The sequence below is a fragment of the Geomicrobium sp. JSM 1781026 genome (genome assembly GCF_041949955.1).
Lineage (GTDB): Bacteria > Bacillota > Bacilli > Bacillales > Marinococcaceae > Geomicrobium_A.
This window is the reverse complement of record NZ_JBHFQF010000005.1, coordinates 176,228-199,808: the sequence shown is the minus strand read 5'-3', so window position 1 is coordinate 199,808 and position 23,581 is coordinate 176,228. Positions and strand designations below refer to the sequence as shown.

At 44.0% G+C, this 23,581-nt stretch carries 25 protein-coding genes; 5 read left to right on the top strand and 20 right to left on the bottom strand.

Annotated features, from left to right (window positions below):
* Positions 1 to 6 precede the first annotated feature (6 nt).
* From glpK to ACE1TF_RS10725, 3 genes are all read left to right on the top strand, one after another.
* The gene (glpK, locus tag ACE1TF_RS10735; protein ID WP_375016620.1) at positions 7 to 1,503 is read left to right on the top strand and encodes a glycerol kinase GlpK; all 1,497 of its coding nucleotides are present in this window, start codon (positions 7 to 9) and stop codon (positions 1,501 to 1,503) included.
* Between the two features lie 154 nt (positions 1,504 to 1,657).
* Positions 1,658 to 3,313 (top strand): glycerol-3-phosphate dehydrogenase/oxidase, encoded by a 1,656-nt coding sequence (locus ACE1TF_RS10730; RefSeq protein ID WP_375016618.1) that lies wholly within the window; start codon positions 1,658 to 1,660, stop codon positions 3,311 to 3,313.
* Positions 3,313 to 3,852, top strand: coding sequence for a glycerol-3-phosphate responsive antiterminator (locus ACE1TF_RS10725; protein ID WP_375016616.1), 540 nt, complete (start codon positions 3,313 to 3,315; stop codon positions 3,850 to 3,852). The genes ACE1TF_RS10730 and ACE1TF_RS10725 overlap by 1 nt, the downstream gene beginning before the upstream one ends.
* Before the next feature lie 44 nt (positions 3,853 to 3,896).
* Here the strand turns inward: ACE1TF_RS10725 and ACE1TF_RS10720 are convergent, their stop codons facing one another.
* A complete protein-coding gene (locus ACE1TF_RS10720) occupies positions 3,897 to 5,387 on the bottom strand; it encodes a carboxypeptidase M32 (RefSeq protein WP_375016614.1) in 1,491 nt (496 codons plus the stop codon).
* Positions 5,388 to 5,534: 147 nt separating this feature from the next.
* Between ACE1TF_RS10720 and ACE1TF_RS10715 the strand changes: the two genes are divergently transcribed.
* Positions 5,535 to 6,467, top strand: a complete 933-nt coding sequence (locus ACE1TF_RS10715; RefSeq protein ID WP_375016612.1) for a Gfo/Idh/MocA family oxidoreductase — start codon at positions 5,535 to 5,537, stop codon at positions 6,465 to 6,467.
* A gap of 897 nt (positions 6,468 to 7,364) precedes the next feature.
* Here ACE1TF_RS10715 and ACE1TF_RS10710 read toward each other — a convergent pair.
* Positions 7,365 to 7,574: a hypothetical protein gene (locus ACE1TF_RS10710; RefSeq protein ID WP_042400065.1), complete on the bottom strand. Its 210-nt coding sequence runs from the start codon at positions 7,572 to 7,574 to the stop codon at positions 7,365 to 7,367.
* A gap of 14 nt (positions 7,575 to 7,588) precedes the next feature.
* Positions 7,589 to 7,804, bottom strand: a complete 216-nt coding sequence (locus ACE1TF_RS10705) for a DUF2642 domain-containing protein (RefSeq protein WP_042400062.1) — start codon at positions 7,802 to 7,804, stop codon at positions 7,589 to 7,591.
* A gap of 178 nt (positions 7,805 to 7,982) precedes the next feature.
* On the opposite strand from ACE1TF_RS10705, the gene ACE1TF_RS10700 reads away from it, so the two are divergent.
* Complete coding sequence (locus ACE1TF_RS10700) at positions 7,983 to 9,080, top strand: glycosyltransferase family 2 protein (RefSeq protein WP_375016610.1); 1,098 nt, start codon at positions 7,983 to 7,985, stop codon at positions 9,078 to 9,080.
* On the opposite strand, the gene ACE1TF_RS10695 is transcribed toward ACE1TF_RS10700, so the two are convergent.
* The 17 genes from ACE1TF_RS10695 to ACE1TF_RS10615 all read right to left on the bottom strand — a co-directional run bounded on the left by ACE1TF_RS10695 (position 9,071) and on the right by ACE1TF_RS10615 (position 23,540).
* The gene (locus ACE1TF_RS10695; RefSeq protein WP_375016608.1) at positions 9,071 to 10,159 is read right to left on the bottom strand and encodes a DegT/DnrJ/EryC1/StrS family aminotransferase; all 1,089 of its coding nucleotides are present in this window, start codon (positions 10,157 to 10,159) and stop codon (positions 9,071 to 9,073) included. The genes ACE1TF_RS10700 and ACE1TF_RS10695 overlap by 10 nt on opposite strands.
* Complete coding sequence (locus ACE1TF_RS10690) at positions 10,156 to 11,448, bottom strand: nucleotide sugar dehydrogenase (RefSeq protein ID WP_375016606.1); 1,293 nt, start codon at positions 11,446 to 11,448, stop codon at positions 10,156 to 10,158. Before ACE1TF_RS10690 ends, ACE1TF_RS10695 begins: the two co-directional genes overlap by 4 nt.
* A gap of 72 nt (positions 11,449 to 11,520) precedes the next feature.
* Complete coding sequence (locus tag ACE1TF_RS10685; RefSeq protein ID WP_375016604.1) at positions 11,521 to 12,651, bottom strand: glycosyltransferase; 1,131 nt, start codon at positions 12,649 to 12,651, stop codon at positions 11,521 to 11,523.
* A gap of 89 nt (positions 12,652 to 12,740) precedes the next feature.
* Complete coding sequence (locus ACE1TF_RS10680) at positions 12,741 to 13,511, bottom strand: STAS domain-containing protein (RefSeq protein WP_375016602.1); 771 nt, start codon at positions 13,509 to 13,511, stop codon at positions 12,741 to 12,743.
* Positions 13,486 to 14,151 (bottom strand): cobalamin B12-binding domain-containing protein, encoded by a 666-nt coding sequence (locus ACE1TF_RS10675; RefSeq protein ID WP_375016600.1) that lies wholly within the window; start codon positions 14,149 to 14,151, stop codon positions 13,486 to 13,488. Before ACE1TF_RS10675 ends, ACE1TF_RS10680 begins: the two co-directional genes overlap by 26 nt.
* A 9-nt stretch (positions 14,152 to 14,160) precedes the next feature.
* Complete coding sequence (locus tag ACE1TF_RS10670) at positions 14,161 to 14,508, bottom strand: hypothetical protein (protein WP_042400048.1); 348 nt, start codon at positions 14,506 to 14,508, stop codon at positions 14,161 to 14,163.
* The gene (locus ACE1TF_RS10665; RefSeq protein WP_042400045.1) at positions 14,505 to 14,810 is read right to left on the bottom strand and encodes an antibiotic biosynthesis monooxygenase family protein; all 306 of its coding nucleotides are present in this window, start codon (positions 14,808 to 14,810) and stop codon (positions 14,505 to 14,507) included. The genes ACE1TF_RS10670 and ACE1TF_RS10665 overlap by 4 nt, the downstream gene beginning before the upstream one ends.
* A 151-nt stretch (positions 14,811 to 14,961) precedes the next feature.
* Positions 14,962 to 15,621: an acyltransferase gene (locus ACE1TF_RS10660; protein WP_375016597.1), complete on the bottom strand. Its 660-nt coding sequence runs from the start codon at positions 15,619 to 15,621 to the stop codon at positions 14,962 to 14,964.
* Positions 15,614 to 16,519, bottom strand: a complete 906-nt coding sequence (locus ACE1TF_RS10655) for a glycosyltransferase family protein (protein ID WP_375016595.1) — start codon at positions 16,517 to 16,519, stop codon at positions 15,614 to 15,616. The genes ACE1TF_RS10660 and ACE1TF_RS10655 overlap by 8 nt, the downstream gene beginning before the upstream one ends.
* Before the next feature lie 73 nt (positions 16,520 to 16,592).
* Entirely contained in the window at positions 16,593 to 16,847 is a 255-nt protein-coding gene (locus ACE1TF_RS10650) for a CotD family spore coat protein (RefSeq protein WP_375016593.1), read from the bottom strand.
* Positions 16,848 to 16,913: 66 nt separating this feature from the next.
* The gene (locus ACE1TF_RS10645) at positions 16,914 to 17,858 is read right to left on the bottom strand and encodes a serine hydrolase domain-containing protein (protein ID WP_375016591.1); all 945 of its coding nucleotides are present in this window, start codon (positions 17,856 to 17,858) and stop codon (positions 16,914 to 16,916) included.
* A 17-nt stretch (positions 17,859 to 17,875) separates the two neighbouring features.
* Complete coding sequence (locus ACE1TF_RS10640; RefSeq protein ID WP_375016589.1) at positions 17,876 to 18,904, bottom strand: hypothetical protein; 1,029 nt, start codon at positions 18,902 to 18,904, stop codon at positions 17,876 to 17,878.
* 10 nt (positions 18,905 to 18,914) lie between these two features.
* Positions 18,915 to 19,700, bottom strand: a complete 786-nt coding sequence (locus ACE1TF_RS10635) for a hypothetical protein (RefSeq protein WP_042400027.1) — start codon at positions 19,698 to 19,700, stop codon at positions 18,915 to 18,917.
* On the bottom strand, positions 19,697 to 20,380 hold the full coding sequence (locus tag ACE1TF_RS10630) for an ATP-binding cassette domain-containing protein (protein ID WP_042400026.1): 684 nt from the start codon (positions 20,378 to 20,380) through the stop codon (positions 19,697 to 19,699). Before ACE1TF_RS10630 ends, ACE1TF_RS10635 begins: the two co-directional genes overlap by 4 nt.
* The gene (locus ACE1TF_RS10625) at positions 20,373 to 20,759 is read right to left on the bottom strand and encodes a GntR family transcriptional regulator (protein ID WP_042400023.1); all 387 of its coding nucleotides are present in this window, start codon (positions 20,757 to 20,759) and stop codon (positions 20,373 to 20,375) included. The genes ACE1TF_RS10630 and ACE1TF_RS10625 overlap by 8 nt, the downstream gene beginning before the upstream one ends.
* Positions 20,760 to 22,154: 1,395 nt before the next feature.
* Entirely contained in the window at positions 22,155 to 22,457 is a 303-nt protein-coding gene (locus ACE1TF_RS10620) for a YerC/YecD family TrpR-related protein (protein WP_042400019.1), read from the bottom strand.
* A gap of 51 nt (positions 22,458 to 22,508) precedes the next feature.
* On the bottom strand, positions 22,509 to 23,540 hold the full coding sequence (locus ACE1TF_RS10615; RefSeq protein WP_193744710.1) for a DUF3048 domain-containing protein: 1,032 nt from the start codon (positions 23,538 to 23,540) through the stop codon (positions 22,509 to 22,511).
* Between the last annotated feature and the right edge of the window lie 41 nt (positions 23,541 to 23,581).

Genomic DNA, 23,581 nt, shown 5'->3' with positions numbered 1-23,581 from the left:
AACACTTTGACGAAAAAACATATTCTTGCCATTGATCAAGGAACAACGAGTTCAAGAGCTATACTTTTTGATGACCAAGGGGAAATGGTCCAAACCGCACAACGAGAGTTCAAGCAATATTTCCCTCATCCAGGTTGGGTGGAACACAATGCAAACGAAATCTGGACGTCAGTATTAGCTGTCATTGCTGAAGTTTTTTCGGAATCGGATATCACCCCACAAGAAGTAGCTGGCATTGGCATTACGAATCAGCGAGAAACAACAGTTGTCTGGGATAAACATACAGGCAAACCGATCTATCACGCTCTCGTTTGGCAATCACGACAAACCGCATCCATCTGTACAGAGATGCGAGAAGCAGGATTAAATGACACATTTAGAAAGAAAACAGGATTATTACTCGACCCCTATTTCTCAGGTACAAAAGTAAGATGGATTTTGGACAATGTAGACGGTGCTCGGGAGAAAGCCGAACGAGGAGATTTGCTATTCGGGACAATCGACTCGTGGCTCATTTGGAAACTTAGTGGTGGAAAAGCCCATGTTACAGACTACACCAATGCTGCCCGGACACTCATGTACAATATTCATGATCTTCATTGGGATGATGAGTTGCTCGAACACCTAGACGTGCCAAAGAATATGCTCCCAGAAGTGAAGTCTTCATCAGAAATCTATGCAGAGACGGTAGATTATCATTTCTTTGGAGAAAATGTGCCAATCGCAGGTGTTGCTGGTGACCAACATGCAGCCTTATTCGGTCAAGCTTGCTTCGAAGAAGGCATGGTGAAAAATACGTACGGTACCGGTTGCTTTATCTTAATGAATACAGGAGAAACCGCTGTTGAATCTAAAAATGGGCTGCTTACGACACTCGCTTGGGGAATTGACGGCAAAGTTGAATACGCGTTGGAAGGCAGCATATTTGTTGCGGGTTCTGCGATCCAATGGCTGCGCGATGGTATTCAAATTATCGAAGATGCCCCCCAAAGTGAAGCGCTTGCGACGCGGATCACTTCTTCGGACGGCGTGTATCTCGTTCCGGCTTTTGTCGGACTCGGAACCCCGTATTGGGACAGCGAGGCACGGGGCGCAATGTTTGGTCTCACTAGAGGGACGGAGCGTTCACATATTGTAAGGGCGACGCTCGAGTCACTCGCATATCAAACGAAAGATGTGATGAGTGCGATGGAGAGCGATTCAGGGATTGAATCGAAGAAACTTCGCGCTGACGGGGGTGCCGTTGCGAACGATTTCTTAATGCAATTCCAAAGCGATTTGCTGGACGCACCGGTTGAAATTCCTTCTGTTACGGAAACGACAGCGCTAGGCGCAGCATACTTAGCTGGTCTTGCCGTCGGGGTATGGGAAAGCAAAGAAGACATTGCCAAGAAATGGAACATGGACCGCTCCTTCTCCCCAAATATGGATGATAAGGAACGAGACGATCTCTATTCTGGCTGGAAGAAAGCAGTCGACGCCACCATGACTTTCAAGCCGTAACGCTTTACGAATGATCCTTCATCACGTACAATAAATATAACAAGTTAATGAATATATCTTTGAGACGATGAGGGGATTACAGCATTTCAAGTGGACACAGTCTGCTTGATTTCGTTGTAGTCCCCTTTTATTGTCTTGACTAGGAGGGCATCCGTTGGATTTCTCATCACGAAATAGAACGCACATGCTACAAGAACTACAAACAAAAGAACTTGATGTGCTCGTATTAGGCGGCGGGATCACAGGAACTGGGATTGCGCTAGATGCACAAACAAGAGGATTGGATACTGGACTCATTGAAATGCAAGATTTCGCGGCAGGAACGTCAAGCCGCTCGACCAAACTCATTCACGGTGGACTGAGGTATCTCAAACAGTTCGAAATTAAGCTCGTGGCAGAAGTGGGTAAAGAACGTGCCATCGTTTACGAAAATGCTCCTCATGTGACAGAACCAGTCCGGATGATGCTTCCCTTTTATAAAGGTGGGACGTTTAATTCGTTGTCATCATCGGTTGGGTTGTCCGTTTACGACCGGCTCGCAGGTGTTAAAAAAGCGGAACGGCGTACGATGATGAGTGCTAAGAACGCACTCAAGCAAGAAGGAATTCTTAAATCAGAAGACCTAAAAGGGGCCGGTATGTACGTTGAATACCGAACAGACGACGCGAGACTCACAATGGAAGTCGCAAAAAGTGCAGCCGAGCGTGGCGCGCACCTCTTAAATTATGTGAAGGCAGAGTCCTTTATTTATCAGGACAAAAAAGTCATTGGCGTCCACGCAACAGACGTTACAAATGGCAGCAGTGTCAAAATCTATGCGAAGAAAATCATTAACGCAACCGGCCCGTGGGTCGATACGTTGCGTGAACAAGACCGATCGCGAGAAGGCAAATCGATCCATTTGACGAAAGGGGTTCACCTCGTCTTCTCAAAAGATCGTTTGCCTTTGCAACAAGCCATCTACTTTGATACTCCCTTTGCAGATGGTCGGATGATGTTTGCGATCCCTAGAGACGAAAAAGTGTATGTCGGCACGACCGACACCGATTACGATGGAGACCAAACAGAGCCTGGTGTCACTGCTGACGACATGACGTATATCATTGATGCAGCAAATGCGATGTTCCCTGGGTTTCACTTGACCAAATCGGATATTGAATCGAGCTGGTCAGGAGTAAGACCGCTCATCCATGAAGATGGCAAAGACCCGTCCGAAATCTCAAGAAAAGATGAGATTTTCCATTCCGAAAGTGGCCTAATGACTATTGCTGGCGGGAAGCTCACTGGCTATCGGAAAATGGCCGATACGATCGTGACCCTTGCCGCTGACGAAATTGCCCAAGAAACAGGCAAAACATTTCCGAGTTGCCAAACGAAAGCGCTCGTTCTCTCTGGAGGAAATGTCGGAGGTTCGAAAGGCTTCCCTGCATTTAAAGAGAAAATAACCAGCGATGCAAAAACGCTCGGATTGAGCGAAGCATTTGGGCAGGAGCTCGTCACCCGTTACGGCTCAAATGCACCCGAAGTGCTAAACTATATCAGAAACGCGTCGCCGACTGATCACCTCCCTAAAGAAGTGCATGGAATGCTTCTTTACAGCCTAGAACATGAAATGACGGTTACACCGGTTGACTTTTTGTTACGCCGAACCTCTTATCTGCTCTTTGATATTCACCGTGCAGAGCACGTTATGGATGGGGTTGTTCAGACGATGGCAGATCATTTGGACTGGACGGATGAAAAGAAAAAGGAATATGTGGATGACCTCAAAAAACAATATGACCTTCTCACCTTAAGGAGCATCGGGTAATGTTTAATGGGCAAGAGATTCTCCCAGCTGTCAACTCGATGAAAGACTTTGAATCGGTGATGAAAAAAGAAGAAGACTATTTCGTTGTGCTGGATGTACATTTATCAATGCTCGCAACGATGAAAGAGTTCTCATTGAAAGCAAATAAAAAGATGCTTTTGCATGCCGATCTCGTGCAAGGGTTAAAAACGGATCGGTATGCAGCTGAATATATTTGCCAAGTCGTCCGCCCAGCTGGCGTTATTTCGACTCGGGCAAACATGCTCAAAACAGCTAAGAAAAATGGGTTGTTAGCCATCCAACGTGTGTTTTTATTAGACACGCTCGCCTTGCATACGAGTTATCAAACGACACGCACCGTTGAGCCAGATGTATTAGAAGTTCTGCCTGGGATCTTGCCCGAATACATTCAAAAAGTGCGAACTGACACGGGCATCGATGTGATCGCTGGAGGACTCATTAGTACACACGAAGATGTCGCAGCTGCCATCCGTGCCGGAGCGAAAGCTGTCACCACATCCAGAAAAGATTTATGGTAAAAAACGCCAGCTTTGCCGGGAATGGCAAAGCTGGCGTTTTTTTATTAAGCGTACAATGTTTCGTATTTATTCTTCAAGTAGGCGAGCAATGGCTTGGCATCTACTCCAGACCCGGTTGCATCCCGAATGATTTCGTCAGGTTTTTTCATGGCGCCGTGTTTGTGAACGTGTTCGGTCATCCATGCTCGAATTTCCTCTAACTCACCCGTTTCTAACCGCTCTTCAAAGTCAGGTATGTCAACGAGCAAGCGCTCATGAAGCTGAGCCGCGTATACGTATCCTAACGCATACGATGGGAAATAACCAAACATCCCTGATGGCCAATGAACGTCTTGCAATACCCCTTCAGCATCAGTAGCTGGAACGATCCCGAAGTAGTCTTTCATCTTCTCACTCCAAGCTTTCGGAAGATCTTTGACTTCAAGTTCTTCAGAGAACAATGCTTTTTCCAGCTCATAACGAACAATGATATGCAAACAATACGTTAGCTCATCGGCTTCGATTCGGATGAACGACGGTTTTGACTCGTTAAGCGCAAAGAAAAACTCGTCAAACGACACATCGTCAAATGTTCCTCCTGCATAGCGTTGCAACACAGGATAGTTGGCTCGCCAAAAGCGCTCATTTTGTCCGACAAATTTTTCCATAAATAATGATTGTGACTCATGAATGCCAAAAGAACTGGCCGACCCTGCAAACGTTCCCGCTAACGTTTCGCTAATGTTCTGCTCATACAGCGCATGGCCACCTTCGTGAATCGTGCCTAGAAGTGCGACACGAAAATCATGTTCATCGTACTTCGTCGTCACACGTACGTCCCCACGATTAATTCCCGTCGCAAACGGATGAACCGTTTCATCCAAGCGTCCTGCATGAAAGTCATAACCAATCGTATCCAAAAACGCCAAGCTTAATTCCCTCTGCTTATCTTTAGGAAAATGATGAAACAACACGTCAGTATTCGGTTTGTTTTTTGCAATATTCACGTGCTGAATGAGAGGGATTAACCCTTGTTTTAGCTCTTCAAACAGAGGGTCTAACTTCTCAACGGTCATTCCTGGCTCAAAATCATCGAGCAAACGATTGTACGGATGCCCTTCATATCCTAAGTATTCAATCATTTTTTTCTTAAATGCAACAATTTTCTCAAGATACGGCTTGAACCCCTCGAAATTATTGGTCTCTTTTGCTTCTTCCCAAAAAGCTTCCGACTCCGACCGTAACATCACATACGCCTTGAATTCATCAGCTGGAATCTTTTTATAAGCATCGTGGTCACGTCTAAGTTGCTCAGCAGATTTCTTCGTAATCGCTGTAACCTGCTCATCATTCTCAACCGCTTCGAGTAAACTCGTCACTTCTTCTGACGTAATCATCTTGTGCATTTCACCTGATAGTGTACCAAGTACTTCCGCACGTTCACCTTGGCCTTTTTTCGGCAACCCTGTTCTTGAATCCCATTGCAACAAAGCGGTGGCTTGCCCATAATGGTTTAGCTTTTTCATATAATCAAGAAATGCTTGCTCTTTCGACATTGATATCACCTCTTTATGGAATACTGCTATTCTACTATTGTTTGAAACAATTGTCTCATTTTTTTCCGGTACATTATGTTTGTCCATTCATTCTAGTATGGTTTGCATACTATACCGAGAAACGATTGTAGAAAGCGAGGATACAATATGAAAATAGGTGTTATTGGTGCTGGCAATATGGGCGAAAACCATTTGCGCACGTATGCTTCCATGCCTCGCCATTGCGAACTAATCGGCGTATATGATGTGGATCAGTCAAAGCGTGACCGCGCGGCTGAACAGTACATGATTACGTCATTTCCATCTCTCGAAACGCTCCTTGAGTCGGTTGATGCGGTTAGCATTACGGTGCCGACCCCGTATCATTTTGAAGTCGGAATGACATGCATTGAGTACGGAATTCATATGTTGATGGAGAAACCGATTGCTTCAACTGAAGATGAGGCAAAAGAACTCCAGAAAGCAGCGATGAAAGCGGATGTTACATTGCAAGTCGGACATATTGAACTGTTCAATCCCCTCATCCAAACGTTAAAAACCATCTTATTGAAAGAACAACTCCTATCAATTGAAACGCACCGAATGGCGCCATTTGCTGAAAACACAAGAAATGTGGATGTTGTGCATGATCTTATGATTCATGACTTATACTTGATTCACGAACTTACAGGCGAGTCTTTTGACCATTTGCATTCCTTTGGAATTGCTGAAACGAATCCTTCTCATGCGTCAGTGCTAGCGAAGTCGAAACAAGGAACGATCATTGAATTGACGGCAAGCTTTCGCTCAACAAAAAAAGTGCGGACGATGCAAATTCTAACCGATAACAATCATATATTTGCAGACTTACTTCAAAATACGATTACAATTACAAAAACAGCTGAACCTGGAGGGGCAACCTATCCGAAAACAATTTCTGAAAACATTTATATTCCATCGTTTTTGCAACCATTAACCCTTGAACTATCGGATTTTATTACAAACGTCGTAAACAAACGAACACCAACTGTGACCGCTCAACATGGTATTGAAGCACTCAAACTTTCAAACAAAATTAGTAATGAAATAAAAAACAATTAAGACCGTTCAGCATCACGGTCTTAATTGTTTTTTTGCCGTGTAAACTTCGCTGTGTCTCCTTCACCGTGAATACAGAAGAAGCAAGGATTGTGTGAATTCTGGATTTATCAGTTTGGGAAAGTTAACGTCGTATCCGGCGCATTCCTATGCTGGAGTGGGTTTTTAACCATAAAAATGGCAAAAATGAGCTACCCGTCGGCACCTTCGGTGCCGACGTCTCGTAGGTGTTAGCTGTCTAAAAAGAGAAAATGGGAGGTCGGGATTTTTATTAAAGAGTACGCACCACTTCCCTAGTGGCAAATTTATAGGACGTATAAACCCAGATACTGGAACACTCTGTCCGGACAGGCACTCTATACGGACACATAAATCCAAATACTGCAAATCTCTGTCCGGACAGGCACTCTATACGGACACACATACCCAGATACTGCAAATCTCTGTCCGGACAGGCACTCTATACGGACACACATACCCAGATACTGCAAATCTCTGTCCGGACAGGCACTCTCAACCCACATACTGGTAACCTCTGTCCCTAACCCCCGAATTTAGGAAGACAGCATTTGTACATATCCCTATATGACTTCTTGCCAAATAAGATTTCTAATTTGGACAGATAAAATTCGCTCACGCAGCACTGTACGAATACCGATAATTTTCTCATCGGCTCTTTCGTTTTCTTCTTATATCCACTCATCCTGTTGTCGGCCCTTCAAATCGATTAGAGAATTTCTTTAGTCCACCTCATGTTGCCACTGTTTTCACTAGAAAATGGGCGATATGGACCGATTATACTGCGCATGCAAGTCATCGCACACTAACACCTAACCTCACTAAAAGATCAGTGACCTCAAGTTTGTCTACATGAGCATCTGCTGCTCACTTCATACTGCTTTAGATTACAGCGTCGGCATCGCGGAAGAAGTTAATTTCATTTGCATTAATAAATTGTCTCGTAATGCTATAGCCGTCATCAGCGTCGATGACGACAAGGCTAAAATTCACATTTACGAGCGTGCCTTCAATCAAACTGTTATCAGTAGCAATTTGAATCGGTGTCCCGATCCGATTTTGCAATTCAAAAATAAATAACGGTCCAAACATAAGAATCCTCCTTTTTATTCAATCACGTCAGTGATAACTTCAATTTTCGTAAATCTTACGAACGCTAACGCTCCGTCTGCTTCTTGAATCACAACATAGTCGCTATTTACTTCTAAAACCGCCCCAATTACAACACCAAATTGCGTTGTGATTTGCACATTTTCATTGATTAAACTCGCCAGTAATTGATACAGAGAAGTTGAATTGATATTGTTCACATTTATGGTCAAGGTCTACTCCCCCTTTTCTGCAATATCTATACAGTAGATGCACAAACACATGATTATGAATGTGTGTACAACTTGGTTTTTCAAGATCAATCGTTCACCTATCATTTTCATCCAAGACGAGCGAATCCAACAAGGTTGTTTGAAACATTCTTTTAAATATAGATTAGGAGTGAGTACCTTGAGCTACACGATCATCCCGAATCCGATGGAACTCATTACGAGTCCAAGCACCATGGAAAAACAATATATCGTTCTCATCCCTACGTTTGAGCGGCTCATTCATAACAACATCGATTCGCTCATAGATAGGATGGGTGACCACGACGTCCTCGTCATGCAAACGGCTTCCACACAACAACAATGGCCTCTTGTCATACGAACTGAACTGTTTTTGACCCACCCTCTTCCTACAATAGACGAGTTGCCTTTTGAAGATGCCTTACTAGCAAAATGGCTTTGCCGTATTCCGACTTCTCGTATGAAAAGAACGGAAGACCGGTTAACGAGAACGAGCACACAATTCAATACGACGGAACAAAAAATTAAACAATCAATCTTAACAAAATTCACCCCTCCAAAAATCAAACCGTTGCCAACGGTCGGAGTCATGCTCTCAGTGCTAAATGCAGAACGTTGGATCCGGAATGCGCTGAGTTCGATCGCTGATCAAACGGTACGTGCCGACCATGTTTTCGTTGTTGATGACGGATCTACCGACAATACAGTACGTGAAATATTTAAAATGACCGAACGTTTTCCTTCATTCACACTGCTTCGAATCCCGACCAACATTGGAAAAGCACGGGCTCTAAATGAGTTACTCCACTACGTAGATTGCACGTGGCTCATTGAGTTGGACGGAGATGATTGGTTGGATGCTGACGCCATTGAAAGGACGAAAGAGATCGGTCAACAATTGCCTGAACGTACGGGCGCCTTTTATGGGAATTTACGCTATTGGAAAGGCGAAGATATGATGTCTTATAAACGACATGTGAAAGGGTATCCAGTGCACAGTCCCGATGATTTGCTCGGTTATCCTCTGCCTTTAGGACCGAGAATTTACCGCACAACTTCATTACTCTCACTCGGAGGCTATCCGGTCATTGATTTTGAACAAGGACGGCTCTATGAAGACGTCAGTTTATTAAAAAAGTTTCTAGCAACCGATTCGCTTCATTATGTAGACTGTACCTTTTATAACGTTCGTCAACATAAACAATCGATTACGAAAAGAAATCATTCCAAATGGAATGATTTCAAAGACTATTTATAATACGCGTGGATCGTTTGGATAATATATTCTTGGTCACTAAACGCTAGCTCTGGAGAAATCGGGAGCGCGATGATTTGCTCGGCTGCACGTTCTGCTAACGGGAAATCCCCTTTTTTATACCGTAAGTGTTGCAGCGCTTCTTGTAAGTGTAACGGTATTGGATAGTATACAGCAGAGGAAATACCACGTTTCGCGAGATAATCCATTAAGGATTTCCGATCTTTCACTTCAAAACAATATTGGTGAAAAGAGTGCAAGTATGGGTCTGGAACTGTAGCGTAACGCTTTAGCTCTTCGGAATAGCGCTTGGCGATGACAGTTCTCTTATGCAAAAATAGATCTAAATGTTGAAGTTTGACGAGTAGAACTGCCGCTTGCAATTCATCAAGTCGGCTATTGATTCCGATCGAGCGGTGTTCGTATTTTGTAACGCTACCGTGATTTCGTAATTCTAATACGCGGTCATATACGTCTTGATCATTCGTAATGACCATGCCCCCATCACCAAATCCACCTAGATTTTTGGATGGAAAGAAAGAAAAACAACCCACATCGCCAATTGTACCTGCTTTTTTTCCATAATCATCTTTCGTGCCGATCGCTTGGCACGCATCTTCAATCACACGAAGGTTGTGTTTTTTTGCGATGCTCATAATCGCATCCATATCACAAAGCTTTCCGAATAGATGTACAACGAGTATCGCCCGTGTTTTAGGCGTAATCTTTGCTTCAATCTGTGTGGTGTCCATGTTATACGTCAGCGGATTGATATCCACAAACACCGGTGTGGCTCCAGCTTCTTCGATCGCTTCACCACTGGCAAAGAAAGTAAATGGCGTCGTAATGATCTCATCACCTGCCCCAATTCCCAGTGCCTTTACAGCCAAGTAAAGGGCATCTGTGCCATTCGCAACACCAACAGCATATTTTACGGGATGATACTGCTCCATTTCTCGCTCAAGTTGCTCACACTTCGGCCCTAGAATGTACACCCCACTCTCCATCACTTCTTGCACCTCTTTGTGAAGTGCATGTTTTAACAATTCATACTCTTTTTTCAGATCAACCATTGGAATCATTGCTTTGCCCCTCCAATCGCATCAAATCCCATACCGAGTTCAGCAAATTGGGTCGGGTCCAACACATTTCTACCGTCAAACACGAACGGCTTTTTGACAAACTGTGAAAAATCCAAACTACGATATTCATCGTGATATGCTTGGAGAATGATGATGTCTACCTTTTTCATTTCCTCATTTGTTAGTTCGAGTGGCTCTACGTTAAACGTTCGCATTTCCTCTTCAGAAAAATGTGGATCATGAACGAAAGATGCGGCTCCTCTTTCCTTCAATCCTTCAAGCAATTTCCAAGCCGATGACTTCTCTGTTTCTTTCACATTTTCACGGTATGATAAGCCAAGAATTAACACATTTTTGCCTTGCAACTTGCCGCTTTGTGACTCGATTCGCTCCAAAGCGTAGTTTGCCATTTGATCATTTTTCTTTCGGGATTGTTGAACAATTCCTTCATCTAAACCTCTTGAAATAAAGAAATATGGATAGATCGGAATGCAATGACCACCCACACCAACGCCGGGAGCATGAATGTGAGAATACGGCTGGGTATTGCTTGCTGCCGCTGCATCTCTCATATTCACATTCATCTGGTCCGCATAAATGGCGAGCTCATTGGCAAGCGCAATATTCACATCGCGGTATACACACTCTGCAACTTTTGCAAATTCAGCAGTGTCTGCATTTTCCACAGGCAACACATCACACCCGAGTGCAAGTTTGTAAAACGTACTCGCGTTAATGAGGCTCGCTTCATTAATTCCACCAACAATTTTCGGATACTTTTTTAAATCACGAATAATTGTATTTGAGTAGACACGTTCGGGGCTGTAAGCAAGATAAAAATCAACCCCAGCTTGCAAACTGGATGCTTGTTCAATCATTGCACCAAAACGCTTTCTCGTATCTCCCGTAGGTAACGTCGTTTCGTAAATCACGGTCGTTCCTTTTTGTATCCCTAGACCAATCTCTCGGGTTGCAGCATCAATGTACTGATAATCCACGTCATAATCGTCATCAATGAGGACTGGAACAATCACAACAACTGTTGACGCTTCCTGGACAGCTTCTCTCGTGGAAGCCGTTGCACGGAGCTGTTTGTTCACATAAGCCTCATGCACAAGTTCCTGTAAACCTGGTTCATTCTGGATGTGACTTTCCCCCCGGTTTACTGTATCCACGACGTTCTGATTCACATCTACACCCACTACTTTATACCCGTTACTTGCATAAACAGCGGCCAGAGTAAGCCCGATTTTACCGAGTCCGATGACCGCTACAGTATTTTTATTCATTCATATCACCCTCTTCACTTACAATATGTGAAGAGCATGCACGTTGTTTGGACATCTCTAGAAAAAAGGTGTCTATACTAATAGCGTTTCATATAATGCGAGTAATCGCCTCTCCATATGATCCCAACTCATCTCACGCTGCATATAGCGTCGTGCATTCTCACCCATCCGTTGCAATTGGTCATCGCAAAAGCTTAACATGCCATTCGCATAATCGGTCGCGGCCGGGTTTTCCATTGGAATAACGATCCCACATCGTTCTTTTTCAATCACTTTTCTCATCTCTAGGCAATCGTTCACAATGACAGGCACGCCCGCATCTAAAAAGCTAAAAAACTTATTCGGCAAAGAAAAATACCGGTTCATTGATCGTTTCGTATTCATATCAATCCAGCCGATGTCGACATCTTCAAGTTCAGAAGGGATATGATCGTAATCAACCCAACCGGTCATCTCAATACGATCGTGTAGATGATCTGGAACGAGCAGTTCCGTTTCATGTCGTGGTGCTCCACCTATTATTTTGATGGAATACTCCGATTGTTCAGCAATATCGACGAGCTTTTGCCAGTTTCCTTTGTCTTTAGTAACCATACCGACGTAACCGATCGTTCGATGTGAGGTTTTCTTTTTATGAACAAACAATGTGAATGGTGGAGAGTTCACAATCACTTCAACTGGCCCTTTAAAAGATAGATTTTTGTAATATTCCGCTATGGAAGGAGATACCGTAATAATCGCATCCGTTTCTTCAAGCATTTGCCGTAACCATGCTTCTTTTTGTTCACGTCTCCGGATGCTCGTTAGTGAACGGTGGTCGACGAATAGTTCATGGCTATCAAAAACTAAACGAGCATCAGACACCGCACGCTTCATAAAAACTGCCGCATGAAGTGACTCCATTTCATGGGCATGATACAGATCGGCACGTACTTTAATTCCTAGTCGAACGAGTGATGATTCTGGCGTCTTGTTTTGTCTCAATTCAAAAAACCGGTGTTGGTCATCTTTTAGGCGGTCCGGCACGTAGGGGACAATCGTTATCTCATCAATGAGAAAAGGCACTCCTTCACGTTCTGTAGCTTGAGACGGTGAAAGAATCGTGACATTGTATCCAGCTCGCGCAAGACTTTTTGCTTCGCGGTGAAAAATCCGAGCATCTTTGATCGGGTGTTCAGTGACGACAAAACAGACCGTCTTCATTTGCTCCCCTCGCTTTTATCCGTTTCCAATACGGTATGCGCTCGTATCGTAGCCGACACCGTAAATGCGCATAATAAAAAGCATGAACGTCACGACGTTACATCCATGCTTTTTAAAGCCCGCTCGAGGGAATGAATAAAGCTAATGTTCCATTTTTGAACTTCATATTGTTTAAAAGACTTGGCCACCTCTTGATTGACACCGGCGATAAGCAACTCACATCCCATAATGGCGAGGGACTTAAACATTGACTTTAAGGCTCTTACTCCGTCATTCGTCACTTCTCCAGAGGCTGTAAAATCAAAAATAATCGTGTCGGCGCTATCTTCATAAATTTCTTGAAGCAATTTGACTTCAATGGACTGTATTTTTTCTCGGTCGAGCATACCGAACATCGATACTAACCCGACTTCCTCACTCAGTGGAATAAATGGGGCAGACAGACGGCGGTTTTCTTCTGCAAGCAATTCGAGTCGTTCTTTTTCATGCATGAGCTCGATGTTCGTGTCTTGAAGTCGAGCACGAAGCTTCGTTAATTGCCCGAGCACACGTGAAAACGCCTCATCTTTTTTAATCACAAGAACCTCAGCATGCAGCTCACTTTCCCACCCTACATAAACATCTACGAGTATGAGCTCTCCCTCACTCGTAAGCATGTTCACTTCAAGACTCACTTGCTCATGCTCAGGCCTGAGCCATTCCCTAACCTTTTCTTGACTTTCCACGTCAACGAGCGATAAGAAGGAGCGTTCAAGACGGAACATTTCTTCTGCTTCCATCGAGCGCTCGAGAATCTCGAAATTCTTATCCATTTTAAAGGTAGGTAATGGCAAGTTACGGTTGGTCATTCGTTCTTGCATGTGCCTTCCCTACTTTCCCGTTATCAAGCCATACATCCAGTTGCCGCAAACTTCCTATCACTTCGACTTGATCGAGTTCCGCCGCCGATAATTGATACTCATATGCTACACGGCCGCCAATGAGAATAGACGGTCGATGCTTCAAGGTGAGCAACGAGCGAACGTACTCATGAAGCACGGGCAATCGGTACAAAAGTGCAATAGAGAGCACAATCACATCTGGTTTCCAAATTGTAGCAGAGGACTGTAAATGGTTTAACGGCAAGTTAGGACCGAGATTCCGAACGTTCCATCCTCGGTCACGAAACAGAGAACCGACCATTTTTAGACCGATGTAATGCTGTTCGTCCTCGACGCCACAGAGAAGTACTTTCCGATTTGTAAGACTGGATTCTTTACGATCAACCTGTTCCATAGCTGTAAGGATAAAATCAACGGTTGCGGTGGCTAAATGTTCATCAGCCACCGAGATTTCATTTCGCTCCCAACGCTTGCCGACAAGATACATTGAGGGCGTAATCAATTGCTCAAACACATCAATCTTTCCCATCGCCTGCAGTGCATGCTGAATAATCGAAGTCGCTTCTCCTTCATCACCGTCAAGCAATCGGTCTGCCAGTTTTTCAATTTGAGCTTCCACACGAACACCTCATTGTAAAACAGCTTTTCCTTGCGCTAAACAATCCATAAAAAATACCTCTTGCTCCTTCGGGACACTCCCACTCAAGTGGCGTTCCAACCGTCGATAATTGTCAATGATCAAGTGTGTGCCTACATTACGACTCGTAAGCACCGTATTTAACCACGAGGTGTATTCAACAAAGAAATGAGGCTGCTTCATTTCATAGGCGGTCAACAGATGGTTAAGATGGTGAACGTTGTCTTCTTCTGTGCGAGCGCGACCATGATCACCGAATTTTTCCCATAAAGTCGGATACTCCTCATATATTTCTTCCGTAATACGAAAAGCAATTTGTGATTTTTGCGTGTCATTCATGTCGCGACCACTGAAAACATTCCAACACGGGCAGTGATCGACGCCAGTTCCTGATCAGGGTAGTTCTTCTCTAGATCATGAATTTCCTTATATTCATCACTGGATACCCAGCGAATATAGTCTTCCTTTGAATCCCAAATGAGATGAACCGTCAATTCTTCCGGCTTTTTATCATTTTGGAGGAGATGAAACGATTGAAACCCTTGAGCTTGATCAACTTTTCGTGAGCGTTTCTGATAGATGCCAATCACTTCATCCGTTTTTTCTTTTGGGACGGTGACTGTCGAAGTTACAATATACATCGATGTCCCTCCTTCTCATATACAGTATCGTAAGTTTACCATAATATAAGGCTTTCCTAAAGAATAACGGGACTGAACAACATCACACTAAAACATAAGTATCAAGTCCCCATCAATTGACGGGCGACTCGTTTTCAACCGATCTACAATTTTACCGGATCGGTTTTGCAGGAACACCAGCAACAGTAGTATGTGCACGAGCGTCTTTCGTCACAACCGCACCTGCCCCTACGATCGCTTCTTTTCCAATCGTAATTCCAGGTAGCAACGTCGCATTGTTGCCAATTTTAGCTCCTTTCTTAATCGTCGGGCCCTGCATCTCATACGGTTTTGCGCCCATATATTTATCGTTGCTCATTGATACGCATGGCCCAAGAAACACATGATCTTCAATCGTCGTATCCCCAGTCACATACGCACCCGTTTGTATCGTACAATGGTTCCCAATAACCGTATTCAACTCAACAATGGCCGATCGCCCGATTACTGTTTCATTACCAATCCGGACGTTTTCTCTTACACTGGCCAAGTCTCCTAAAAAACAATGTTTGCCGATTTGACTACCTGCATACAAGGCAACGAGACTTCCGGTCTTTGTGCCTGAGTGTATAACGAGACGCGCGGCTTTTTCATTTGACTTTCGCATCCGGCTATTTCCTCCTGGGCGAATGCCGATCACATTGTTTGCGCCAATCACGACATTGTCTTCGACGGTCACATCCTCATAGATCACTGTATTGTCACCGATCACAACGTTCTTCCCGATAATCGCTCCGTCTTTTATGACGACATTCGTACCGATTTCACTCATCTTTGTTTGTCCCCTTTTTAATTAGTTGATAGAGCTCATTCACCCGCACTTCTAGCGAATGATTCTTTCGTACCCAACGATATGCCTCATCAATGATTTTCATTCGAGCTTCTACATTCGCCAAGTAATATAACGTACGCGATTTTACGGTAAGCGTATCAGCAGGTACATAATGTTGCCACGGAATAAAGCCGAGTTGACGAATATCTTTGCATTCTGGTGCGACTAACAATGTGCCACTTGCAGGGATTTCAAAGTATTTCTTCACTGGGTATTCATATACAGACGGGCAAGCAAAGCTAATCTTCGCCCTTTGCAACTGCTTAGCATAACCGATTCCGGCAACGTGATCGGCAACATTTTTATACCCTGGATGAGGGAGATGAACAAAGGAAGGAACGTGTTGGATCTGTTCGAGGGTGTGCTGTCTAAATGGATACGTTTCGCTAACAGCTCCTGTAAGCAAAAGGTCGATGTCTTTTTTATCTTCTCTAGAAAATACGTCTGTATTGACGAAATGAGGAAGCCATTCAAAGGAAACATCAGGATAGAAACGTTGGAATCCTTCGGAGACGACAGAAAACACTTGATCAAACTGTTGTCTCAACAAATAATTCTTCCGAACTTCAGTAAAGCGGTGCACATCATTCACAATGATTCCACACGGTATTGAGATTTGATTCAGTCCCGTAACCTTCGGCGTAAACGTCGATCCAATATCATTCACTACCAAAATATAATCGGGCTCGAATGTCACTTTTGACAATACCCATTGAATATGTCCAGACGTTCGCCACACGGCAAATTGTTCACACTTCTCTTTTAAAGCTTGTTCAATATAGGAATAATTTCGGTCGACGTATTGAGACGTATCCACACCGATGTACAACACGTTCATCTGACCCCACCTTTAGAAACCAAAATCACACGATGTAAAAAAACGATGCCGAAGCATCGTTCATGTCATCCACCTACCACGGAAATGGGCGTCGTCGCCCCGGACGTGGGGGTGGTCCCATTTGCGGTGGCATATGCGTGTGTTTCACTTCCGTTTGCTGCGCGTAACTGTGCGTTTCTGGATGTACAGGAACGTATTTATACACGTGATTTTTCACATGTTTTTGTTCGGTCGTGAACACTTCTGGCACGATAAATTCTTGTCCTGGCGGGTACATGCCCGGAGGCGGAACGGGATGATGCGGGTGACGGTTTCTTCTTGGGAACATAATCGAATCCCTCCAACAGCTTTGTCGTTTACTCCCACTGTATGTTTCCGCTTATCAATGCGTCATTCATCCGCCGCCTATTTTTTTGTATATAGCTTCTTTGATTTGCTCGCGCAAAAACGTGAGATTATAGCTTCTTCCGAAGTGTACACGATTCGTCAAGAACACGACGCGCAGTTTCTCTACCGGATCACACCACATATTGACACCCGTAAAGCCTGTGTGTGAAAATGTTTGACCCGACATTTGCCATCCAAGACCGGTAAAACTGGCCTCAATAAGTGACTTGGACAAGACCTCGTTACGAGGATTTTCATAAATAGCTAAGTACTTTTGCAAATCTCTCGCTGTAGAGAAAAGGCCTGCATGACCACTAATGCCACCCATTTGTTCTGCCTTTTCATCATGAACGATGCCTCGTTTATATGTGCCGCGCCTCTCATCGTACTCGGTAGCAGCGATATTCTTTTTTATTTTCGGGTTGAACGACGTACAATCCATACCTAGCGGCTGGGTCACCCGTTCATAGAAATAGGATTCAAACTCGTTGTTGAGTATTTTTTCACACAGGAAGTAAAGCAGCATCATGCCGAGGTCACTATATACTCTTTTTACACCAGGATCAACGTGCACGGGTTGCTCCAACAAGTCTTTAATAATTTCTGGTCGTGTGTAGCCTGCATACTTCAAAGAGTGATCGGCGCCAAGCCCTGACGTGTGATTAAGTAAATGCCGGACGGTCACACGTTCGTGAGGAAATGTTGGAAAAACGTCTCGAACGCACGTATCCAACTGAAGTCTGCCCTCATCGACGAGCAAAAGGGTGACAGGCAGCATCGCTGTCACCTTCGTGAGAGAGGCAATATCAAACCGTGTATTTGTTTCCATCTGTTCTTCTTTAGGAAAAACAACTTGGTTGCCATACGCTCGATGGCACACTTCGATGCCTTTATGCACCACGGACAAGACAGCACCTGGAATGTTTTGATCTTTAATCGCTTCTTGAATCATCATCGTGCCCCCTCGTCTTAGTGAATCGTCATGTATCCGTGATAGATGTCTAGACTCGACTCGTCCTCTGGCACGAGGTCAGCGCGAAATGCCAATTGTCCAGAAGATGCATCAAATACTTCAACGATCGCTGATTGGTTATCTTGTTCAGACAGAGAAAATAACTGGTCATTTACGACCGTAACGAGCGGATTGTCAACGTGTTCGATCGTTACGACTTCTTCAAATTGCCCGTTATTTTCTTTCCAAAGCGTTGCTTCGGATAATAAATAGAACGTATCTTCCCCAGCGTACAAGGTGTGGGCACTCGTTGCTTCTTCTGGAAGCTCAAGTTCTGCCTTCACTTCACCATCCACAAGGTCATATACTAAAGCCATTCCTTCATCAGTGAGTAGCGCCGAACGAGAATCCGTCATCTCCATTCCCATTCCGTATTGAGAGAAAGCACGACCGGGTCGTTGTTGATGATCGATCACTTCTTCTTGATTCACGTCAATCGTTAGGTGATGGTTCTCATCATCCGCTCTTACTAAGATGTACAAATGCCCATTCTCAACGTATAGATTTGTAATCTCTCCCCATTCGTCCAAAGGAAGGGACGGAATTGTTACTCTCCAATCATCTTCGGATTGTTTATCGACAAATTGCACACGTAACTCGACCCCTTCTGAATCTAGGAAATGTTCAAACTGGGCGCCTACAAGAAAATGGTCATTTTCAAAAATCGGTCCGTAAAAATATTGCAAAGCTTCATGCTCATCACTAACTGTATTCTGATGCGGTCCACTTTCGTAATCAAACATCATTGACCGAGCAGCGGTATATTGTGTACCTGTGTTCGGATGAAAAATAAACCCATCGGTGAATTGATTGCCTTCAACTCTACCGGTATAACTAAGTTTCTCTGTAAAAGAAGAATCTCCTTCGACATTTTCTAAATGAAAGCTTGGCATATTACTAAACATGGTAGCGGTTTGAACGTAGTGAAACATCACACCGCCTACAGCAAAAACTGCGATTATGATCGTAACAAGTGCGCGATTCATCGTTTTCCTCCTAAGCGGTAACTTTTCTTAATAATAAGAATCTCGAAACGAATAAGCTAACGGCGCAAATGCCGAGAGTAACCCCAAGCATGACTAGTAATAATTGCAGTTCGTATACTCTTCCGAACATATTTGCTGCTACTCCATACAACATGAATGCTGCAATGACATACGCGGTCCCTATGCCAAGCCCGATAAACCCAAACGACCTCTCAAACAAAATCGCTGAAAATAGTACACAAACAAGCGTAATCCCTAATCCATACACAATAAAGAAGTCAAGTAACGTCGGCGGATAAACAACAATTAAAGCAGAGGTAAAGAACAAATGGAAAGGTTCAATCTGCCCACCATAAAGTGAGTTCGGAAGCACCCACTCAAACAGCCCCATCTGCACCGGTAATACGAGACGGTAAATGCTTACTACAGCGAGTGTTACCAGCACAATTGTCACGAGCTTCGCTGCAAACACATTCATCCGGCTACTTGGAAGCATGAGTAGACGTTTCATAAACGTGCCTTGACCAAACCAATCCCGATACCAAACGATGAAAATGTATAGCCCGATCGTAATCACCGGCAATGCGAGCGACAAGTTGTAAATCCCATGTTCAAATACATTGATAAAAGTAAAAGTTATAGAGGGTATCATTTCTCCTGATTCGATTTGCCCTACCCAATAGCGAGGTAACAGCAATGTGAGGGCAAATTGTGTAATAACGACAATGACGACGAGAGCGAGAAACAGAAAACGAATTCGGTTCAATTCAATAAATAACAATCGTAAGAAGCTCATCGGTACACCTCTCTCATTTTATCGAGCAGAGACTTTTGCTCTTCCTCACGCAACGACTCTACATAGAAACTATCGACAATTTCACCATCGTTCAGGAGTACAGCTCGGTCAACGATCGCTTCAATCTCTCCGACTTCATGTGTCGTAAGAAGGATCGTTTTGCTTTCTACAAATTCACTCGTTAATAGATCAAGAATGTTTTCTCTCGTTAAAGCATCAATCCCAGATAGAGGCTCATCCATCAAAATGTACGTGCATCCGGCGGCGAGACCGAGCATTAAGTTCACTCGCATCTTGTAGCCTTTTGATAGATTTTTCAGCTTTTCATTTTTGTCTAGCTTAAGGTATTTCACGAGTTCTTCGGCTTTATCTGTTTCCCATTTCGGATAGTGTAGTTGCATGAATTCCATTGATTCTGCAACCGTCATCACCCTCGGCATCGAAAGATCGTCTGTAATAAATATCAAATCTCGATTGGTCGCATGTGTATACGGTTTGCCAGCAAAACGCACGGTTCCTTTTGAAGGAGTTAAGTTCATAATCGCCTGCAAAATCGTCGTTTTCCCTGCACCATTTAGTCCAATTAAGCACGTAATTTCATTCGTATTCGCATGAAAAGACACGGATCGAACGACTTTTTTTCTACCGAATGATTTCGTCATTTGCTCAATTTCAATCATCGCTCGCGCTCTCTCCTTTACGATGTATTTGTTGTTGAATTCGGGATACGATTTCATCTAATGGAAGTTGCAACGGTTCAACTTCATCGAGAAAATTAGAAATCGATTCGTGTAGAAGCTCTTCTCGCACACTTCGTAATATGTGCGCATCTGTCGTCACTTTACTCGGGACATTTCGCTCTGTTTTAATCAACTTCTGTTCCTCCATTTCTCGGTACGCCCGTTGCACAGTATTCGGATTAATCTTTAACTGCGAAGCTAGTTCTCTTCGGGAAGGAATCTCCTCACCAGCAGTGAGAATACCCTTCGCAATACTCAACTTAAAATGTCTGACGACTTGCAAGTAGACGGGGTCACGAGTATTAAACGATATATTCATAGGCATTACCTTCCATCTATAAGTGTGTGTATTAATTAGTTCATACACTTGATGTATGACTGTACTATACTCTTAATACAGATCATTCGTCAAGCGTTGCATGTAAAAAGTTACATTGGGATAGGCAGACAGCAGGCACATGGATAATAGTCATCTTGTTTGCTTTCGCATCGGTACCGGGCAATCACCTTATTAATCTGTGTTTCTGAAATGATTCAATATTTTTGTTCGAGAGCCAAAGTAGCAATTTTAATTCAAGAAATTCATCGCAATAATTTAGAGATTACTTATTTTCTAATGAAAGCAACCGTTACGGTGTGATCTACATAAATTGCATCAAAGAATTGATAGTGTATCTGCATGAAACTTTCGTTCCACTCGCTCGACTCAACAAATGCTAACATCTTTTCTATTACAAAGACGACCGCTCGGTTGATCTTCGGCACCTCCGGTGCCGATAGTTGCTAGCTCTTGAGGTTTATATGAGTAAACAGGTTGACGTTTAATATAGAAACAAACGTTCATAGAGTGCCTAGTATGGGGTAAACTGCGGTATTCTGAAGCAACCTAGATCACCAATCCCCCTACAAATTCCCAAAAATGAGCGACCGTCGCCACCGCTGGAGCTGAAAATCGTGGAAAACGATCTATATAAGTTGAACTAAAGAAATTCTTCACGAATCAATGGTAGCTTGTGAAATTGGAAACTGTGCTCGAGTTGCGACCAAACTGTTCTCAAGTTGGGGAACATCGCAGGAAAAGCGGTATATTCTCATAAACTAGGTAACAGAATGAGCAAACTCGGTAACAGATTACCAGGTCACGTGCACATCCCCGCCCCGAAGTACCCACAAGCGGTTGGCGCGGTTCGCGCCGAACCGCGTCCGATTTATCTTCGGCAGCGCTCAGGCCGATAGGGTGCTCACTTATGGTCATTGAATCTGCGCTCCAGTTGGAACAAACTACGCAGGAGTTTAGCGGGATGAGCCCCAAATATCGTTAAACTAGGCAAACATGCGCGCAAAATGGTACCTAGTACCGCGCTCCCCCTCCAACCCAACAGCGCACATTAGGAAAACGATTTAGAACATTATATTCCAGAATATACCAAATACATTCAGGCGCAGAACCCGAACGATCCACCGTGTATCTCAAAATGATTGCCAAACATCTACACTCAGTCATAACGGTCCAGATCGCTTAGTACGTAATCTAGACCGCCAAATTCCAATATAACCCAACCTTGAGCGTGCACAGCACAAGAACGTCCCCCTCCCCACGCAAAACCGAACGTACTGCTCACTCTAACGTACACGCAATTACCATGCTAAAAACCGGATGTCCTCAATGAGACATCCGGTTTTTAAACGATTTTAGTATAGCTTCTCACACCTATTAAGAGTGGTTTTCACTATGGACACGGTCGAGCGTCATCTGATAACTATCATTACCGTAATTCAAGCAACGTTTCACACGACTAATCGTCGCTGTACTTGCGCCAGTTTCGACTTCAATCTTATGGTAAGTACTTCCTGATTGTAACATTCGGGCCACTTCTAAACGTTGAGCTAAAGATTGAACTTCATTTACTGTGCACAAGTCATCAAAAAATTGATAGCATTCTTCGAGATCTTTCAATGATAATACCGCTTGAAAAAGTTGATCCAACTCTTTTCCTCTTAATTTATCGATTTGCATAGAGATCACTCTCTTTCTTTAGTAAGGTAAGAAACATGCGCACAAGCACATTTACTCGTCCTGAATCGTTACAGAATCTAGTGAATCTACGATGTTTATCCATGTATTGCCTTCAATTAATTGCTCCCCGTCGGGAACAATCCGGCCATCAACGTTTGTCCAATTCACTTCCTGGTACTTTCCGTCCTGCAACAATAAACCCGCACCACCTGCTAATACATCAATTTCCCGTCTGCCTGCATCATCAATGATCGAATGCGGAGCTTCTACAACCATCACATTTTTAGTCCGATACGCCTCTCCAGAAACTTCGTCGATCAAAGGCTCCCCGTCGCTAAAACGGATATACTCCCGGTCCTCTGCATCAAATTGATATTCCGCTGATGATCGTCCCATATAGGAGATGGTTACACCAGATGCAGCGTTCCCGTCAATCGCTTCATCACGAAATGAGAGGGGCGGTGTGTCAAGAGACATCGGAATTCCGGCCTGCTCCGCATGAGCTAAAAGTTCATCGTAATGCACATAAGAGTTGTGTGGAGCCGGGCGCGTAGCGACTCTCTTAAAAAGGCTTCCATCATAGTGCATCCCATTCACCTCGTACAAATCGTCAGCTTGAATTCTCGCTTCGGCTCCTGGGCTAAACCCGTGTGCAACAAAGAGCGAATCAAATCCTGAAGATAGATCAATAAATACTTCTCTAGCACTTCGAACAGGACCAATCGTCTCCGGATGCTCGCTATGATAGATTGCAATGAAACGGGTAATTGAAGCTTCTGTTAGCACTTCGTACACGATGTCTGCTTCTTGCAAACCTGTCAGAGGGCGTGCGTTCCGATCGTTGGAAACGACAACTGCCAACGGTCGAGTCGTTTCTACCTCGTATGTCCCGATCCCACTAAGTGGATGCACAAATGGTAGCTCTGCTTGTTCAACTTCCACAGCTTCTTCACGCGCAGGCACTTCATTAAAGGGCTTGCGCTCTAGATCATCGCCTTCTTGAAGCGGCTCGGGCTCAGATTGGCACGCTGTTACAATCAAAAGCATGAGCAACGGGACAACCATACGTTTAAAACGGTTCAAATCACTCATCCTTCCACGGAGTGAGTAAACACTTCTTCACT